This is a genomic window from Arthrobacter sp. NPDC093125, from assembly GCF_044754225.1.
In the GTDB taxonomy this organism is placed as follows: domain Bacteria; phylum Actinomycetota; class Actinomycetes; order Actinomycetales; family Micrococcaceae; genus Arthrobacter.
The window spans coordinates 1-17,473 of the sequence record NZ_JBIVOQ010000011.1 but is presented as its reverse complement, the minus strand read 5'-3'; the positions used below and the strand labels follow the sequence as shown (position 1 = coordinate 17,473).

Genomic DNA, 17,473 nt, shown 5'->3' with positions numbered 1-17,473 from the left:
TCTTCATATTCGTGTCTCTCTGACCGGCCGCGAATCTAAGCGGTGACCGGCAGGTGTGATGGCTTCGCGTATCGGCACCTTTGCCGATATGGCGCCCAGCGAAGCGGCCGCTGCAAGGCGGCCATCTATGGCTGCAAGGAACTCTTCCGTGGTGAGCCAAGGCTGTTCCGGTCCGATGAGCAGTGCCAGGTCTTTGGTCATCTTCCCGGATTCGACGATCTTGATGACTACGTTTTCCAGGGTTTCGGCGAAGCGGATCACATCCGGTGTCTGGTCCAGCTTGCCGCGGTGCCGCAGCGCGCCGGTCCACGCGAAGATGCAGGCGATGGGGTTGGTGGAGGTGGGCTTACCCTGCTGGTGCTGGCGGTAGTGGCGTGTAATTGTGCCGTGGGCGGCCTCCGCCACAACGGTTCTGCCGTCGGGCGTCATGAGCACGGACGTCATCAGGCCCAGGGAGCCAAATCCTTGGGCGACGATGTCTGACTGGACATCGCCGTCGTAGTTCTTGCAGGCCCAGACGTATCCGCCTTCCCACTTCATGGCCGAGGCGACCATGTCATCGATCAGCCGGTGTTCGTAACCCAGCCCGGCCGCGTGGAATTGGTCCTTGAACTCGGCGTCGAAGACCTCTTGGAACAGGTCCTTGAACTGCCCGTCGTAGGCCTTGAGGATGGTGTTCTTCGTGGACAGGTAGACGGGGTAGTTCCTCTGCAGCCCGTACGAGAAGGACGCGCGGGCGAAATCACGAATTGAGTCGTTGAAGTTGTACATGCCCATTGCCACGCCGCCTCCCTCCGGATAGGTGACTACCTCCTGCCGGATCTCCTCCCCGCCGTCAGTAGGGGTGAACGTCAGGGTCAGCGCCCCCGCCCCGGGAACCTTGAAGTTGCTGGCCCGGTACTGGTCCCCGAAGGCATGACGGCCGATGATGATGGGCTTGTTCCACCCCGGCACGAGCCGGGGGATGTTGGAGATGATGATCGGCTCCCGGAACAGGACTCCGCCCAGGACGTTGCGCACGGTGCCGTTGGGGGAAGGCCACATTTTCTTCAGGCCGAACTCCCGCACCCGGGCTTCATCGGGAGTGATGGTGGCACACTTGACGCCTACCTTGTGCTCCCGGATGGCATGCGCGGCATCCAGGGTCACCTGGTCATCGGTCGCGTCCCGGTTTTCCAGGGACAGGTCAAAACTCTCGAGCCTGATGTTCAAATAGGGTGTTATGAGGCGGTCCTTGATGAACTGCCAAAGAATGTGGGTCATTTCATCGCCGTCGAGCTCCACCACAGAACCCACGACATCAATTTTCTCGAACGCATTCATGATTCTCCTTGCTGTTGGTGGGACTTCCGGGAGTTAGGATTTTGGCCTGCTGCCTGCGCGCTTATGCCTGAAGACCATCACGTCGTCGTCCGCGAGAAACATTGCCCGGCCTTTGCCGTCGTCTTGGATCAGCCATAAAACGCTGCCGTCCAGAGCGCGCATGTCGACCCGGCCAGACGTTAGGGTCTTGCCGCTGCGGTGCACCAGTTCAAGTTCGTCCTCGCGGGCGAGCTTTGCCCAGTTCAGTACCGGTTCCAGCTGGGCATTCCGGGGCGTCCCCGACTGCAACCGGCCCGTGTGATGGTCAGGCCCAGCCGTGGCATGCTCGGTGTTCTTATGGGGCGTGGGGCGCAGCATTAGCTTTTCGCCTGATCCAGGGTCCTGCGGAGGATCATGGGGATGACGCCGCCCACGGTCAGGAGTTCGCACTCGAGCCCGGTTTCGACGGCGGCGGTGGCGGTGAAGGGCTCTTCCGCTCCGTCGCTGCGCACAACTGCCGCTACGATGTCGGCGCGGGGGTGGATGCGCTCTTGGGCGGCGTCGATCCTGATCCGGTCGCCGGGTTGGAGGTTGAGGAGTTTGTCCCTCATATGCGCTGGCATGACGAGCGGAAGGATGCCCATGCCGATGAGGTTGGAGCGGTGGATCCGTTCGAAGCTGGCCGCGATAACGGCCCGCACGCCGAGCAGGCGCTGGGCTTTGGCAGCCCAGTCACGTGAGGAGCCCATGCCGTAGCGCTCCCCTGCCACCATGACCACGGATTCGTCTTCGCGCCGGTACCGCTGTGCGGCGTCCCAGAGGGGCATGGTCTCACCCGAGGGCGCGTGGATGGTCTGGGCGATCGGGGCCTCGGGGTGGAGGAGGTTCCTGACCGATTTATTGTGGAAGGCGCCCCGGACCATGACTTCCCAGTTGCCGCGGCGGGAAGCGAAGACGTTCAGGTCCGCCCGGTCCTCTCCCCTGTCCACCAGGAAGTCCGCCACGTCGCTGTTGGGCGGGATGGCGCTGGCCGGGGAAATGTGATCGGTGGTGATGTCATCGCCCAGGACCAGCAACGGGTAGGCGGTGTACTGCCCCAAGAGGCTTCCTTCGGACATTGCCGCGAAAGGAGGCCTTCGCAGGATGGTCGACGCTTCGTCCCAAGGATACTGCGCGCCTTCAGGGGCTTCGACGCGGCGCCACTGCGGGTCCCGGCTGGCGATGGCGAAGTCCCGGCGGAAGTCGGCCGGGTCATTGGCCTTCAGCATCAGCGCGTCGATTTCTTCACGGGTGGGCCACAGGTCCTTGAGGTAGACAGGGGTGCCGTCCTCCAGATGCTGGAGGGGTTCCGCGCTGAGGTCGCGTTTGGCGTCACCGGCCAGGGCGAAGGCGACAACCAGAGGCGGGGACATGATGAAGCTGAGTTCGACGTCGGGGTGCACGCGCCCCGGAAAGTTCCTGTTGCCAGAGAGGATGGCGACAGGTTCGCTTCCCCCGTCGTCCTGAGCCCTGGCCACGACGGGTGTCAGCGGTCCGGGGTTGCCGATGCAGGTGGTGCAGCCGAACCCGACGATGTCGAAACCGACGGAGGCGAGGTCCTCGGTGAGGTCGGCGCGCTTAAGGTAGCTGGCGGCCGCGGGAGAACCTGGCGCCAAAGACGTTTTGACCCACTCGGGGACTTTTAGCCCCCGCCTGCGGGCATTCCGGGCCAGCAACCCGGCCGCGATCAGCAGGCGGGGGTCTGAGGTGTTGGTGCAACTGGTGATAGCGGCAAGGGCAACCGGGAAGTCCGGCAGGGCGCCAGTGCCGGGAAGACACGGTCCAGTCTCCTGCTCCAATGCCTTGCGGATGCCGCCGTAGGGCAGCAGGTCCTGGGGACGGCGGGGTCCCGCGGCATGCATTGCGACGGTAGACAGGTCCACATCGATGACTTTGGTATAGACGGGAGTAGCGTCGGGGTCGAACCAGATCCCCGCCTGCTTGGCGTAGGCCTCGACGAGGCTGGTCTGTTCGGCCGAGCGGCCGGTGCCGGCGAGATACTCGAGGCCCATCGCGTCGATCGGGAAGTAGCCGGTGGTGGCGCCGTATTCGGGGGCCATGTTCGCGACCACGGCCCGTTCCCCCACCGTGAGCGTGGAGACGCCGGGGCCGAAGAACTCGACGAACTCGCCCGTGACGCCGACTTCACGCAGGCGGTGGGTGACGGTGAGCGCCAGGTCGGTGGCGAGGGTGCCGGTCCTGAGTTCGCCGGTGAGGCGCACGCCCACGACGTCGGGAATGCGCAAGGTGGCGGGCATGCCGAACATGACGGTCTGGGCTTCCAGACCGCCCACGCCCCAGCCCAGGACGCCCAGACCGTTGATCATCGGGGTGTGGCTGTCGGTGCCGACCATCATGTCCGGGACCGCCCACCGGACGCCGTCTTTTTCGATGGTGGTGACAACTGTGGCGAGCTGTTCCAGGTTGATGGTGTGCATGATGCCCGTGCCAGGCGGGTTGATGTGCACATCGTTCATAGCCTTCGAAGCCCATTTAAGGAACTGGTAGCGTTCCCGGTTCCGGCGGATTTCGTGTTTGATGTTCCGCTTGGCTGCATCGGCGCGCCCGTATTCCTCCACCGCGAGGGAATGGTCTATTGAAACGTCCACCCGCAGCAGCGGGTTCAGCGCCATCGGGTCCTCCCCGCATTCGGCGAGGGTGTCACGCATCGCGGCGATGTCCACAAGGGCCGGGGTGCTGGTGGTGTCGTGCATCAGCACCCGGGTGGGCAGGAATTCGATTTCGGACGTGCTGGTTGCCGTGGCCAGCCAGCGGCGCAGGGCGTCCATGGCGTGCTCACGTTCGTGCCCTGTCATGTTCCGCTGGACGTTCTCTGCCAGGAGCCGCAGGACCACCGGTAACCGGGGGTAGTCCGGCCCGAAAGCTCCTTCAATATCCACCGCCTGCAGCACCTCACCGTTGACGCTGAGGTGGGACACGCAGGGGTTGGATCCGGCGGCGGTGGCGATGCTCATGATGCACACTTTCTCGAGGACAGTAAGGAGCTCGGGACTATAGGCTATAACCTCTGCTCGTGAGTGGTATGCCGTGAAGTTGTGTCCGGCGCGGAAGTTGCTCGGGGCCGTCTTCCGCGCCGGAGATTCTAGTGGGTGACGGCCATCAGTTCGGCGACATCGGCGGAGACGACGTTGGCCCTTGGGTAGAGGCGCACTGCTTCTGCCGGGACAACGAGGCGTACGGCTCCGGTGAGCCCGCCTGTGGTGCTGTCGACCAGGATGGTTTTGCTGCCGTATTTCAGGTCGTACTCGTAGCGGGACCCAACGTAGGAGGTGGTCATGATGTCGGCGCTGAGGACGATGGCGTCTGCCGGCACCTGTTCACCGCGGTTGGTCAGAAAGACCTTTTCAGGCCTGAAGGCCACGGTGACGAGGTCCCCGTCCGCCGCCTGCTCGCTGACGGCGACATTGACGGTCTCCCCGCTCTCTTCGAGGCGGACGGTTGCCGCGCCGCCACGGGCGGAAACGACCGTGCCGTCGATGAAGTTGGAGCGGCCGATGAAGGCGGCGACTTCGGCGGTGCCGGGGCGTTCGTAGATTTCATGGGGCGGTGCGACCTGGAGCATGTGGCCGTTGGACATGACGGCAATGCGGTCGCTCATGGCCAGGGCTTCTTCCTGGTCGTGTGTGACGTAGACGGTGGTGATGCCAAGCTCGGACTGCAGTCGCTTGAGCCAGACCCTTGCCTGTTCGCGGAGTTTGGCGTCCAGGTTGGACAGGGGCTCGTCCAGGAGCAGGACCTTGGGTGAGTAGACCAGGGCGCGGGCCAGGGCGACGCGCTGTTGCTGGCCGCCGGAGAGCTGGTGCGGGTAGCGGTGGGCGAGGTGGGCCAGGCCCACCTTGTCCAAGGCGTCGTGGATGAGGGTTTTCTGTTCGGCCTTGGGGACCTTGCGGATGTTCAAAGGCATGGCCAGGTTCCCGGCCAGGGTCATGTGGGGCCAGAGGGCGTAGGACTGGAAGACCATGCCGAGGTTGCGCTCTTCGGGCGGGACGAACTTGTTGGAAGAATCATCGACCAGGACGGTGTTTCCGACGGCGATGGATCCGGAGGTGGGCTGTTCCAGGCCGGCGAGGCAGGACAGGGTGGTGGACTTGCCGCAGCCGGAGGGGCCCAGGAGGGTGAAGAACTCCCCGTCCTTGATGGTGAAGCTGACCTCGTGGAGGACTGTGTTTCCGCCGAAGTCTTTGCGGAGGTTCTTGACGATGACGTCAGGCATCTTTCTTACCTTTCATGAGCAGGCCGGCGATGCCGACGAAGGCTGCGGTGATTGCGATCTGGATGGTGGCCAGGGCGGCCACGGATCCGGTGTTGCCCTGGACCCAGAGCTCGAGCATGGTGGTGCCGATGACGGCGGTATCGGCCGAGCCGAGGAAGATCGCCGGGGAGTATTCCTTCATCATGACCACGAAGGTCAGGACCATGGCGGCGACGAACGCCGGGGTGAGGAGTTTGGCCAGGATGCGCAGGAACATCCGTAGCCAGTCCGCGCCGTTGACGCGGGCGGCGTTGTCCAGTTCCTCGCCGATCTGCATCACTGCCGGGGAGATGGAGCCAAACGCGCTGGGAAGGGCGCGGATTCCGAAGCCGATGATGATGGCCCAGATGGTGCCCTGCAGCAGTGATCCGGTGTTGAACGGCATGAAGGCGAAGGCCCAGAACAGGCCGATGCCGATGATCAGCCCGGGCATGGCCTGCGGGGCCAGTGCCAGGTATTCGATGACCTTGCGGTAGCGGAAGGTAGAGCGCTTGGCCACGACGACGGCGACGACGGCGAGGATGCTGACCAGGACGGCGCCGACGCCGGCGACGATGAGGCTGTTGCGGATCGAGCCGACGTAGGCGGGAAATTCGAAGATGCGCTGGTAGTTGCCCATGGTCACGGAGGCCAGCGGGTTCTGCAGTGGGGTGAAGATCTTGGTGAAGGAACGCATCACCAGACCGGCGATGGGAACAAGGGCGCCGATGACGACGTAGACGGAGATGAAGGCCACGGAGAGCCATTTGATCCAGCCCAGGTCCAGCAGCCGGGGCCGGGTGGCCTTGCCCCGGACGGAGACGAACCGTTTGGCGTCTTTGAGGAGCTTGGCCTGGACGGCGACGAGCAGCACGGTCACCAGCAGGATGATGACCGATGCCGCACCCAGGATCCCGTAGTCCGGGTCCACGGACTGCAGCCCGTTCTTGTACAGGAAGGTCGCGAAGACAGTGATGTCCACGGGCTGGCCGTACAGCAGCGGGATGGACAGGGTCTCGATCGACATGCTGAACACCAGCACCGAGCTGTAGACCATCGGCGGGCGCAGCATCGGGATGACCACTGACCACAGGATCCGGAACGGCCCGGCGCCGACCGTCTGGGCGGCGCCTTCGAGGGAGGCATCGGAGTTGCGCAGGGCGTTGGCGCAGAACATGTAGGCGATCGGGGCCAGTGCCACTGCTTCGGTGAGTGCCATCCCCGGGATCGTGTACAGGTCCCAGGGCAGGAAGCCCAGGATCCGCCGGACTTCTACGCTGGCGAATCCCGCCGGGCCGTACATGGTGATCCAGCCAAAGCCCAGGATCAGGGAGGAGATGAAGAACGGCCACTGCATCGCCGCGCCGAAGAACTTCCGGCCGGGGATGTTGGTGCGGATCACCACGATGGCCATCGGGACCGCGATCAGCAGGGTCATGACCGTCGTCAGGACGGCGAACATGAGGGTGTTCAGCGCCACGGTGCCGAAGCCAGCTTCGGTGAAGAGCCTGGTGTAGTTCTCGGCGGTGAACAGACCGCCCTCCTCGTACAGAGGGCGGTCCATCACCGACTGGTAGAGCGTGGGGACCACGGGTGCAAGGACCAGGAGCGCCAGGATGACGATCGTTGCCCAGTAGAGCACCTGGCTGCGGTCAGCGCCGAGGATTCTGCGGTACTTCGGCGCCGGATATTCCGGCCGCGCGGCGGCCACCTTGGCCGGCGGCCTGGTATCAGGAATTGTTGTCATGGGATTCGTTCCGGTCCTTGCTTCCAGAGGCTCAGCTCTGAGGGTCGTGGGTGCTTACTTTTTGAGGCTGTTCCAGCGCTCAGTGAAGGCTGCCGTTTCAGCTGCTGAGACCTTCTCGTAGGGGACGGAGACGATGTTTTCCTCGCCGACCTCTTTGACGATGTCGGCGTACGTGTAGGTGAACTCCACCGGCTTCACACCTTCACGGAAGGAGGACAGGCCGCCTTCCTGGATGGCCTGCTGGCCTTCTGCCGACAGGGTAAAGTCCATGAAGAGCTTTGCCGTGGCCGGGTGGGGCGCCTTGGCTGAGATCCCCAGGCCTCGGGGCAGAACAACGGTGCCGTCATCGGGCAGGGCGATCTTGAACAATCCGGCGGAATCCTTCACGACCGGGAACGCCGGGGCCGCGCTGACCAGGGCACTGGCAACATACTCGCCGGCCAGGACCTTCTCGGTCGCGGAGGAGCTCTCTGGGCGTGAGAGGGGAAGGATCGTGGCGAGCGAATCCCAGGTTTCGGGCTTGTTCTTGGTCAGGCTGTGGAAGACCGTGAAGCCGAAGGCGCTCTTGATATCGCGGATGCCGATCTTGTCCTTGAACTGCTCCGGGTTCTCCTTGGCCTGCTGCGCCAGCGAGGACAGGCCCGTCGGTGCGTCCGTCATCAGCGACGTGTTGTACGCGATGGTCATGGCGTCAGCAGACATTGCTGTCACGCCCGGAAGCAGGTTGGCGAACTCCGGAACCTTCGCCAGCTCCGGGGAGGTGTACTTGGCCAGGACATCGCCGCGGGCCGCGAAATCCGCCCAAGCCCCGGCAGCATTGGTCACCAGGACGTCGGCGGGCGAGCTGCCGGTCGCGTTTTCACTCAGGACACGCTGGAACACCTCGTCCGAGCCGAGGTTGTTCGCCGAGATTTCCTTTACGAACGGGTACTTCTTCTTGAAGTCCCGGAACACCGGCGCCCAGTTTTCCTGATCCGTGTTCGAGTAAACGGTAAGCTGGCCACCCTCCTTTTCGGCTGCCGCGACCAGATCCTTGTACTCCGCCGGATAGTAATCCGGGTACTGACCAACGGCGATGGGATTCTCCGGGGCGGGAGCAGCTGCCGGCGCCGAGCCTCCACACGCCGTCAAGGCCAGAACAAGGGCCGAGGCGATGCCGGCTGCGGCGAATCGGGATACCACACGGGGAACGGAACGGACGGAAGCACCTGGTTTTGACGCCATCATGGCTGTCTCTCCTTTGAGCAAAGCGATGGGGGAATTCGCTGTCGGCCACTCGTGTGACCCGACTCACGCTACTATAGCTTATAACCTATAGCGAAAAGCAAGCCGAGGACGTGGATACCTTCTTCAAAGGCTTCGCAGCCCACTGCAAAGTCGGGTAGATCCCAAAGGCGGAAAGGATGCAGGTACTATAGGACATAGCCTATCCCGGCCTTTTTGCCGGCATACGAACAAGGAGAACAGGTGGCAAACCCGGCCGTAGCACTGTCTAAAAACGCTTACGCCTACGAGGAAATGCGCCGCCGCATCCTGACCGGGGACATTGCCCAGGGCTCTGTCCTCAACCAAGCCCAGCTGGCCCATGAAATCGGAGTTAGCACTACCCCACTGCGTGAAGCGCTCCGACGCCTTGCCGCCGAAGGACTCGTCCAACTCGAATCACACCGCGACGCCCGCGTTGCCTCGCTCACCGCCGAAGAGGCACGAGACCTCTATGTCATCCGCGAAAATTTGGATCCTCTGGCAGCAGGGCTCGCGGCCGAGAGCAGAACACCAGCAGATATCGCCGACATCGAAGCAGCATTAAAACAGTTGACGCCCCTGCGCGACGCCGCCGACCTAGGGGCCTTGACCGTCCACCGGGAGTTCCACCGCGCCGTCTACACGGCATCACATAACCCTCTCCTGATCGGCATTATGGAGGGCCTATGGGACAAGGCAGACCGCTACCGCCAGATCGGACTTCAGAGTCAGAAAGACTCAGAGAAGGACCGGATCCGCGTTCAGGAAGAACATATCCAAATCGCCGACGCGGTCGTTACGGGCGACGCCATCCGCGCGCGGGAAATCATGCATCGTCACGTCGTCGGCAGCCTTGGGCGGAGGGCTATTTCGGTGCTCTCGACGAGGTCAGCGGAGTGACCTAAAAGCTGGCCTCGCGTAGGCTTACCTGCAACTCACCCACGAAAAGCCAACATCAATCGGGTAGCAAGACAACCGTTGCATTTATCTCCACCACGGCCGCCGTCTCGCTTCAACTTCCACTGACGTGCACTTCCCATATTCAGATGTCAGGCTGAAGGGCACCCCAACCTGACGTCAGGAGCCCATCCGATAGCTCTCAGGGACTATGAGTTGCGGTACAGGGGTACGAGACTTTTGAGATCCTGTCAGCCCGGCCGGCGCCTTTGTCACACGACCCCGTCTTGTAATCCTCGGCTTTTGGGATGGCAGTGGGGGAACCGACTGCCCCTGACACGGCCAAAATTATCGGACGTAGATCTCCGGCTTGCTTTGAGCTGGCGTCTGCGTTCGCGCCAGCTTGTAATCCAATCGCCGCGATGACGCTTTTCCTTGGTTAGGAAGCAAGTGTGGCCCGCCCGCCGGGAAATTCTGTAGGGGTGGTAACAGGGTCGCCGTAACCGAATTTTCCGAAAGCCATCGCAACCCCTCGCCGCACCTGAGACTGCGCGCTGCCGCTGCAGCTTCACGCCACTCCACCCACGTCATGCTGCCCCGGCACCGGCAAGCCCATGAATGACCAGAAGCATCATCGCTGTTTGTCATTCTGATAGCCCCATCATCGCTGGGCGGGCCCTCCGCGCAACCAGGGCGCCATGCGCCGACCGCAATCAAAAAGTTTCGTTCGGCGCTCCTCCGTCGCTAATCTCCTCACCAAACTTTTTGATTGTGGCCGGTCCCCCAAGTTGCACTCCAGGCCCTCCTACCCAGCGGTGAATCCTCTATCAGAACGGCACCCACATCCCAACAACCACAGTCAAGCCAAGAAGGTCAAGAAGCCAGGACCATGGAAAGTGCTTGGGCAGGAACTCGGCCCCAAAGGTGTTCACGTCGCCACGGTGACGGTGTCCGGAGGTCCTGTGGCCGCAGGCGGTCCATGGGATCCGGACGAGATAGCAGAGCACTATTGGCGGTTGCACCTGCAAAAACCGGCTGATTGGCAGTACGAGATAGTTCACTAGGAGCTATCTCCCGCTGGTGGCGGGGTCGATCGTCTTGATGATGGCTGCAGCACTGGCGGCTTCGTGATACGCAGACCCAGTTCCTCGGCGGCCCTGTTTGCACCTCACCACATGCCACAGCACTGTCATTCGGTGCACCTGCGGGTAGCGGCGCGTGCATCTCCGCGGCACAGTCCCGCGGAGGCTCCGCCAACAGAAGGCGGAACCGCAATCAAAACTGCGATTTAACCGCCATTTACCGCCAACAGTCACATCAAACGTCTATCCGCTCGATGATGAGACATCTCATTTCCCAAGGGTTTCGAGACGCGTCTTTCCGAGACATAAGAGCAGGACCCTAGCTAGTGCGTGAAAAGGCTTTGTTCGGCCAACATCACCCATCACCCCCCGGTCAAAAGCTTGCGCTCCGCGACCACGACCTGTGAGCCAGGTCAGGGGCTACCAAAACCTGGAACGTGATCCTGTCCAGGTTCTGGCCGCCGACAAGTTCGTAGATCTGCCACGCGGCGATCTACGGCGCTAAGTTTCGGGTGCTCGGAAGTTCCCCTGTAGGGAACCACTTGTAGGAGTGTTGGAAACGAAAGAGCATTGCGCTGCGACAACCCCCTCGTCTCAGACGTCTGCTGCTAAAACAACGTTGGTAAGCCACCCGATCACCGGGTCTTTCGGCGCCCCGCCGGCGGTGACGAATATGTCTTGGCAATCACTGATTGAGCTCATATTCCTGCGCGCTTCCGCAATAACAGCATGTGGTCCTACGATCCCTATAGCTTCGATTCGCTTCTTAAATAAAACGGAGTCATCTGCCAGATCTTGGATTGTCTTACTTAACGAGTCAGGCTTGGTGTTTTGGATAGCAGCGTATGCGTCAATGGTCGACTTATGCACGATATAGGCGACCGCGCCTGTATTCTCAAGGATCGGGATGCGGGAGACACCAGCTGAAACCATGCTCTTGTAAAGGTCAGAAAGAACCACCGACGCCGCCGACGTTCCCGGCTGCAACCTAAACGAGATTATCTTCCCTGCGGGAATCATTACGTCAGTGACGGGCGTTGTAGGCTTCAGTCCCAAGATACGTTCAGTGCTCGCGGTAGCGGCATCAAGGTTATCACGTACGTAATAAAAGGCCAAAACCGTTCCCACCCATGTGCCAAATAGGGGGAGGATTGAAGTAAACACGAGGCGTGCCATTTCTGGTCGACCATCATCAGTCGCCCAAAGTATTGCGGCAAGTGACACAGCAACAATCCCACTGGCCCCCAAGCCCAGAATCCACTTTGCCAAATTGTCTCGGGCTTGGCCTAAATCAGAGTGGCTGGCCATGTTATGTACCTTTTGTATGCCAGGTTTGAGCTAACATGCCTAAATCTCCGTTCAAGCCCTTCTGACCTCAGCCTTGAGAATGTCTACGTCTGCACGTACAGCCTTCACTTCCCAGAAGAACCGTTGTATGTGCTTTGACCCATCTGCCGTACGTACAATAAAGTGACCCGCGCTAACATTGGATACGGCAAGAGGGACGGCAGATTCGCCATCTACGGACAGTGGTGTCACCAAGGCAGTTCGGCCAGCAGCTCGAGCAAGTGACTCGAAGTACTTCGGGAGCTCTACCGAGGCCGTGCCGTCCGAATTAGTGGTCCCTTCCCCGCGGTAATACACTCCGATTTCCGGCCCTTCGATGGCTCCATGCACCAACGACATGGACGGATCATTCGGATGATCGATGACAAACTGCTTGGTTTTTCCTCGAATAGCACCGTCTGACCACATTGAAGCCTTGAATTCCCCTGGGGGTCCCACACCGATGACACCCTCCGCCACCAGGTCAAAGGTGTGTACACCGCCGTGGATGCCGCGGGGCATGCCTTGGACTGGGTGCCTCCCTGCAGTGCCAATACGGCCCTCAACTGTTAGCCCTGAACTACTAGTAAATAGGATGTGGTCATCGGCGTGCACGTGGAGTGTACCGGGCGAACTGATGGTTTTGTCACGGTCAAGGTGAATATCACCGTGAACGCCGAGGTTAGCAGGATGGTGCCCGCCAATGTGCACAGGCTGGCCATTGCCATGGTTAAGGTGAAGGCCACCAGGGCCGTCCGAGTTATCAGCCTTCCCATCGACATGACGTGCCAGAATGCGGCCATTCCCGCCAGCCCCGGCCGTGAGGTCACCACGTACGGCGCAGCTCCCATCAAAGGTTGCTAGCCCCCCACCCAGCATGCCGTGCTCATGGAGAAATTTCTCAATGCCGCGGAGTTTCTCTTCCATCTGCTTTAGGTTCAACAGTTCTCCCTGAATAGTTGGTGACTCAAGTACAGAAATTGTCGAGACATAGCTGGAGCACTGCGTGTAGTCATCGGCGCACGTCGTTCCCAATCGAATGACCTTGTCAATCTCCTGTCCTACGAGTTGGAGCGTCTGGATAAGAGACTGGCGCTTGGAAATGATCTCTGCATCATCGAGTGTCCTGTACTCATCAAAGTCGGTTAGAGGCCGACTCAGAACGTATTCGAGATTGGTTTTGTAGTCCCTCAATCGAAGATATGTCAGCCCCAAATCGTTCAGCGTGTCTCTTTGGTGTTGGCGCGGGAGGGAATTGGGCGGTGGTACGTCAGGGAGGGGCACCGTCCTCGCATAGTCGGCTGTCAGTGCAAGAATAGGAACAGGATTGGCCAGAACTGTCTGAGCAAAGTTCCGAGCCTCACTCAGCATTCCGTCTAGATCACTGGGAACCACCGCTCCTGACCCGCCAGTGCGCGTCACTGAGACATTTACGGTTGTATGCTTTTGAATATCCTTTAGATCTTTTTCAAACTCGGCTGATGCTTTAAATGGCCCCCAATAGCCACCGAGCTTTGCCTTTACGTTCTGTTGCTCAGCACGATTGGTCGTCTGGATCTCAATTAATCCGTAGTATGCCCCACCCTGTACGAATCCCTCTACGTATTCCCAACCATAACTTCTCGAGAAGGTATCCCAATCGTGTTGCCGAAGGAGTTCCTCCGCTTCTGGCTTTAAAGTCACATTCCGTATGGTTCGTGGCGCATTTACGACGTGGCAGCGCATCAAAGCATAGGTGTAATAGCTGTTTACTTCTTTGGAATTAGTTAGGCCAAATTCGGCTGAGACGCCCCCCGCACCCACACTAAAAGAGGCAGAGGCGGCGATGCGCAACTTATCTGAAAGTTCCCTGCTGCTTGAGATCGATTCAAGCCTGAAATTGACACTCTGCCCAATGTTCGGATCGAGAGGTTGGGGCTTGTCAAAATTGATCGCCGTGCCGAAGACCGCGCCTGTCTCGCTGTTGATTCCGCGACCTTCGTACATCTGACTTCTAATCGGAGTTTCAGCCATGACAACCTCCTCTAAAAGCCCTTATGTGGTCCAGACCCGCGACCGGAAGGAGCATGGCGGTCCTCCATTCGTTGGTGACATTGGAGAATAATCGAGCCGCCGTTACTGCTGCGTTACAGGCTATGGCGCTCAACCAAATTTCAGGGCTTACATCCGCTTTCACACCCCTAGAAAATAGAGGGCGGTAGAAAATAGCCGGCCAATCCTGATGCACGGCCTTCTCCTGGCCCCCGCAGTACCAACGACTGCAGATGGATGAGACGTCTCGTATCCCTAGCCATACGAGACAGCTGGTCGTCGCCGTGTGGATGTAGATGCAGAAGGCCCACCAGCGGCCTGAGGTGGGCCACTTTTTCGGCGCCTTGCACTGGTGAAGGCCCAGCGAGGCGAGCAGGATTACCGAAGTTGTGGGGGCAGCGGGGAGTCCGACCAAGGTCTCCCCAAGGTTTCGACGATAACCATTTAGTCCTTTCGGATGACGATTCTCGTCCGACCACAGACCTACGGTGACGGCCGGGGGCCCTTCCGTCAGCGCGCCGCGCATCCTTCAAGTCGAAAGGCCCTGTTACCGCCTCTTCCCTCCAGATGACAAAGAGGTCATCATGCCCTACAAGAATCAGCACCCTCTGCGTTCTCCTGCTGGTGACGCTCTTTCCCGCCGACGTAGCAACCCGCCGGCGCGACGTGGTAGTCCCGACACGCCGTCCGCATCAGCTACCGCTTCAGCCGCCACCCCCAGCACCCGACCGCCACGACGGAACCCTCCCCTCAATACGGCCCCTGAGACTGGAAACGATCATCGGCGAGCATCTCCGAGTTGCCGCCCGCGAGTTGCATCTGAAGGCATGCCCGATAAAGGGCTTCATGCCCGAGGGGCACTGCGCACGATCTACAAAAAGTCGGTCGCTTGCCGCGACGACGGACAAAACGAAGGGAAAAGAATCATGAAGAACCTATCGCCCCGAGAAACAGAAATAAGCCGAGTCAAATCAGGAGCACGTCCGGGCGCTGCTCGTGGAACTGCGATTCCCGCAGGTACGGGCGTGCTAATTGGCTTCGAGGGCCGGGGAACCCGGATTGTGCGGGCACCAGTCCTGCCTAATGCAGTCTTACTGCCAACCGAGGCACCCCGCGCTCGACGGTCCGGAGGCGGTATCCGACGGGGCCGTTCGGCAACGCAACTGTTCGGAGTTTCACTGATTCTCCTCACCGCCGTCCTCGGGGTCCCCGCGCCGGCGTCGGCCGCAGACTCAGCCACGACCACCCGGGCAAGCGTCGCCAGCGACGGCACCCAGGCCAGCAGCGCCAGCTTCGATCCCGCCATCAGCAGTGACGGCCGCTACGTCGCCTTCAAGTCCACGGCGGACAACCTGGTGCCAGGCGACACCAACGGTGTTGGTGACGTGTTCGTCCATGACCGGGACACCGGCGGTATGGAACGGGTCAGCGTCGCGAGCGATGGTGTCCAAGGAGACGGCAGCAGCAGTTTCGAGCAGCTGCAGCCTGCGATCAGCGTTGATGGCCGCTACGTGGCGTTCGAATCGGAAGCGACCAACCTGGTGCCCGGCGACACCAACGAGGCGCCGGATGTGTTCGTTCATGACCGCGCGACGGGGAGTACCGAACGGGTCAGCGTCGCCAGCGACGGCAGCCAGGCCAGCTTCCGTAGCCTTGCCGCCGGATTCGGTAGCTTCAACCCCGCAATCAGTGCCGACGGGCGCCATGTCGCCTTCTTTTCGCGTGCAGTCAACCTGGTGCCGGGCGACACGAACGACGGCGACGTGTTCGTGCATGACCGCGTAGCGGGGAGCACCGAACGGGTCAGCGTCGCCAGCGACGGCACCCAGACCGACATTTTCAACGAAAGCTACATCCCCGAGATCAGCAGCGACGGCCGCTACGTCTCCTTCGAATCCCGGGCGAACAACCTGGTGCCGGGCGACACCAACGGCACGTTCGATGCGTTCGTCCGCGACCGTGTGACGGGGAGCACCGAACGGGTCAGCGTCGCCAGCGACGGCACCCAGGCGAACGGCAGCAGCCAAAGGGCGGCGATCAGTGCCGACGGCCGCTACGTCGCCTTCGTATCGGATGCAAGCAACATGGTGCCGGGCGACACCAACGGCACGTTCGATGCGTTCGTCCGCGACCGCGTGACGGGCAGCACCGAACGGATCAGCGTCACCGACGACGGCACCCAGGCCAACGGCATCGGCAGCTTCAATCCCGCGATCAGTGCCGACGGCCGCTACGTCGCCTTCGGGTCATTTGCGGACAACCTGGTGCCGGGCGACACCTCCTTCTACGACATCTTCGTGCGTGACCGCGTGACAGGAAGCACCGAACGAGTCAGCGTCGCCAGCGACGGCACCCAGGCCAACGAGAACAGCCTTGGGCTCGACGAGAGCCTTCGGGCGCCAGCGATCAGCGGCGACGGCCGCTACGTCGCCTTCACATCGCGTGCCAGCAACTTGGTTCCAGGCGACACCAACGGCGTACCGGATGTGTTCGTCCGCGACCGGCAGGACGTTGCCCCAGCGACACCACGCCGCCGACCCTGACCCTGCCCAGCCCGATCAACGCCGAGGCCACCGCCCCGTCCGGCGCAACCGTCACCTACAACGCGACCGCCACCGACGCCACCGACCCCAACCCGACACTGTCCTGCGCACCCGCATCCGGGGCCACCTTCCCGATCGGCACCACCACCGTCGACTGCACCGTCACCGACGCCACCGGCAACCAGGCCACCGGCAGCTTCACCGTCACCGTGGTCGGCGCCGCCGGGCAGCTTCAAGACCTCGAGACGTTGATCATCGCCTACCCGCTCAAGGCCAACGTGGAGAACAGCCTGATAAACAAAATCACCGGCGCCCAGGACGCGATCGCCGCCGGCAAAACCGATTCGGCCTGCAGCAAGCTGGCCGACTTCCTCACCCAGGTCGCCGACTTCCGGACGGCCGGCAAGCTCACCGACGCACAGGCCACCGAACTCACCACGGAAGGCACCCGGATACGAGCAGCCATCGGCTGCTGAAAATACGGCAAGCCATCCCCCTGCAGCCTGCCTGGGGATGGCTTAACCAAGAGAAGCGACTGCGTAGGACCCAGCACGAGACGGACAGCTAAGAATGACTCCTGAAGAAAAACTTTGTTCCCGCTCATGGCGGCTTCGTAACAGCGCCGGAATCCTGTGGAGCATCCTCTCCTTCGGCATGCTCACCGGAGTCAACTTTCTGATCCGTGGGTCCAAAACCAAGAACAAGCTGTGGATCGCCATGGGCGTCGGCTTCCTGGTTGTCGGTATCGGCGTCTTTGCGACCTCGGGTCTGGCCAACCCCGGAACGAAGGAAGCTCCGATCCGCACCGCGTACACCGACATCTGGGGATGGCTCTGGTTTACGACCTTCATCTCCGGGGTCGTGATTTCCTTCATTACCAATAAGAAGTGGCTGATCTGGAAGGCACACGCCAACGAGGTCAAGTGGTACGCCGCCGCCGGCGCTTCACAGGCCCCTGGCGCCTCCCCGGTACGAGGCTATGACCCGAACGCCACCGCCTCAGCAGCCT

At 61.4% G+C, this 17,473-nt stretch carries 11 protein-coding genes and 2 pseudogenes; 5 read left to right on the top strand and 8 right to left on the bottom strand.

Going from position 1 to position 17,473, the window contains the following annotated elements; translation table 11 throughout:
- Positions 1-3: 3 nt before the first annotated feature.
- The 6 genes from ACIP9X_RS16970 to ACIP9X_RS16945 all read right to left on the bottom strand — a co-directional run bounded on the left by ACIP9X_RS16970 (position 4) and on the right by ACIP9X_RS16945 (position 8,567).
- Complete coding sequence (locus ACIP9X_RS16970) at positions 4-1,323, bottom strand: NADP-dependent isocitrate dehydrogenase (protein WP_400480928.1); 1,320 nt, start codon at positions 1,321-1,323, stop codon at positions 4-6.
- A 33-nt stretch (positions 1,324-1,356) separates the two neighbouring features.
- Positions 1,357-1,680: a hypothetical protein gene (locus ACIP9X_RS16965; RefSeq protein ID WP_400480927.1), complete on the bottom strand. Its 324-nt coding sequence runs from the start codon at positions 1,678-1,680 to the stop codon at positions 1,357-1,359.
- Entirely contained in the window at positions 1,680-4,316 is a 2,637-nt protein-coding gene (gene acnA, locus ACIP9X_RS16960) for an aconitate hydratase AcnA (protein WP_400480926.1), read from the bottom strand. Before acnA ends, ACIP9X_RS16965 begins: the two co-directional genes overlap by 1 nt.
- 128 nt (positions 4,317-4,444) lie before the next feature.
- Entirely contained in the window at positions 4,445-5,575 is a 1,131-nt protein-coding gene (locus ACIP9X_RS16955; protein WP_400480925.1) for an ABC transporter ATP-binding protein, read from the bottom strand.
- A complete protein-coding gene (locus ACIP9X_RS16950; RefSeq protein WP_400480924.1) occupies positions 5,568-7,340 on the bottom strand; it encodes an ABC transporter permease in 1,773 nt (590 codons plus the stop codon). Before ACIP9X_RS16950 ends, ACIP9X_RS16955 begins: the two co-directional genes overlap by 8 nt.
- A gap of 54 nt (positions 7,341-7,394) precedes the next feature.
- Complete coding sequence (locus ACIP9X_RS16945) at positions 7,395-8,567, bottom strand: ABC transporter substrate-binding protein (protein WP_400480923.1); 1,173 nt, start codon at positions 8,565-8,567, stop codon at positions 7,395-7,397.
- A gap of 240 nt (positions 8,568-8,807) precedes the next feature.
- Here ACIP9X_RS16945 and ACIP9X_RS16940 point away from each other — a divergent pair, with 240 nt between their 5' ends.
- A complete protein-coding gene (locus ACIP9X_RS16940; RefSeq protein ID WP_400480922.1) occupies positions 8,808-9,485 on the top strand; it encodes a GntR family transcriptional regulator in 678 nt (225 codons plus the stop codon).
- 1,673 nt (positions 9,486-11,158) lie between these two features.
- On the opposite strand, the gene ACIP9X_RS16935 is transcribed toward ACIP9X_RS16940, so the two are convergent.
- Positions 11,159-11,872 (bottom strand): hypothetical protein, encoded by a 714-nt coding sequence (locus tag ACIP9X_RS16935; RefSeq protein ID WP_400480921.1) that lies wholly within the window; start codon positions 11,870-11,872, stop codon positions 11,159-11,161.
- Between the two features lie 51 nt (positions 11,873-11,923).
- Positions 11,924-13,903, bottom strand: a complete 1,980-nt coding sequence (locus ACIP9X_RS16930) for a hypothetical protein (protein ID WP_400480920.1) — start codon at positions 13,901-13,903, stop codon at positions 11,924-11,926.
- A gap of 1,043 nt (positions 13,904-14,946) precedes the next feature.
- On the opposite strand from ACIP9X_RS16930, the gene ACIP9X_RS16925 reads away from it, so the two are divergent.
- The 4 genes and pseudogenes from ACIP9X_RS16925 to ACIP9X_RS16910 all read left to right on the top strand — a co-directional run.
- Positions 14,947-16,464 (top strand): TolB family protein, encoded by a 1,518-nt coding sequence (locus ACIP9X_RS16925; protein ID WP_400480919.1) that lies wholly within the window; start codon positions 14,947-14,949, stop codon positions 16,462-16,464.
- A pseudogene (locus ACIP9X_RS16920) lies at positions 16,359-16,616 on the top strand (HYR domain-containing protein); the annotation flags it as partial. The gene ACIP9X_RS16925 and the pseudogene ACIP9X_RS16920, both read left to right, overlap by 106 nt.
- A 57-nt stretch (positions 16,617-16,673) precedes the next feature.
- Positions 16,674-16,940, top strand: coding sequence for an FIMAH domain-containing protein (locus ACIP9X_RS16915; RefSeq protein ID WP_400480918.1), 267 nt, complete (start codon positions 16,674-16,676; stop codon positions 16,938-16,940).
- Between the two features lie 94 nt (positions 16,941-17,034).
- Positions 17,035-17,473: pseudogene (locus tag ACIP9X_RS16910) on the top strand (helix-hairpin-helix domain-containing protein); the annotation flags it as partial.

What these genes read in the sequence shown, in the direction of transcription:
- ACIP9X_RS16970 (WP_400480928.1), bottom strand. Translation starts at nt 1,323, where the DNA reads ATGAATGCGTTCGAGAAAATTGATGTCGTGGGTTCTGTGGTGGAGCTC.
- ACIP9X_RS16965 (WP_400480927.1), bottom strand. Translation starts at nt 1,680, where the DNA reads ATGCTGCGCCCCACGCCCCATAAGAACACCGAGCATGCCACGGCTGGG.
- acnA (WP_400480926.1), bottom strand. Translation starts at nt 4,316, where the DNA reads ATGAGCATCGCCACCGCCGCCGGATCCAACCCCTGCGTGTCCCACCTC.
- ACIP9X_RS16955 (WP_400480925.1), bottom strand. Translation starts at nt 5,575, where the DNA reads ATGCCTGACGTCATCGTCAAGAACCTCCGCAAAGACTTCGGCGGAAAC.
- ACIP9X_RS16950 (WP_400480924.1), bottom strand. Translation starts at nt 7,340, where the DNA reads ATGACAACAATTCCTGATACCAGGCCGCCGGCCAAGGTGGCCGCCGCG.
- ACIP9X_RS16945 (WP_400480923.1), bottom strand. Translation starts at nt 8,567, where the DNA reads ATGATGGCGTCAAAACCAGGTGCTTCCGTCCGTTCCGTTCCCCGTGTG.
- ACIP9X_RS16935 (WP_400480921.1), bottom strand. Translation starts at nt 11,872, where the DNA reads ATGGCCAGCCACTCTGATTTAGGCCAAGCCCGAGACAATTTGGCAAAG.
- ACIP9X_RS16930 (WP_400480920.1), bottom strand. Translation starts at nt 13,903, where the DNA reads ATGGCTGAAACTCCGATTAGAAGTCAGATGTACGAAGGTCGCGGAATC.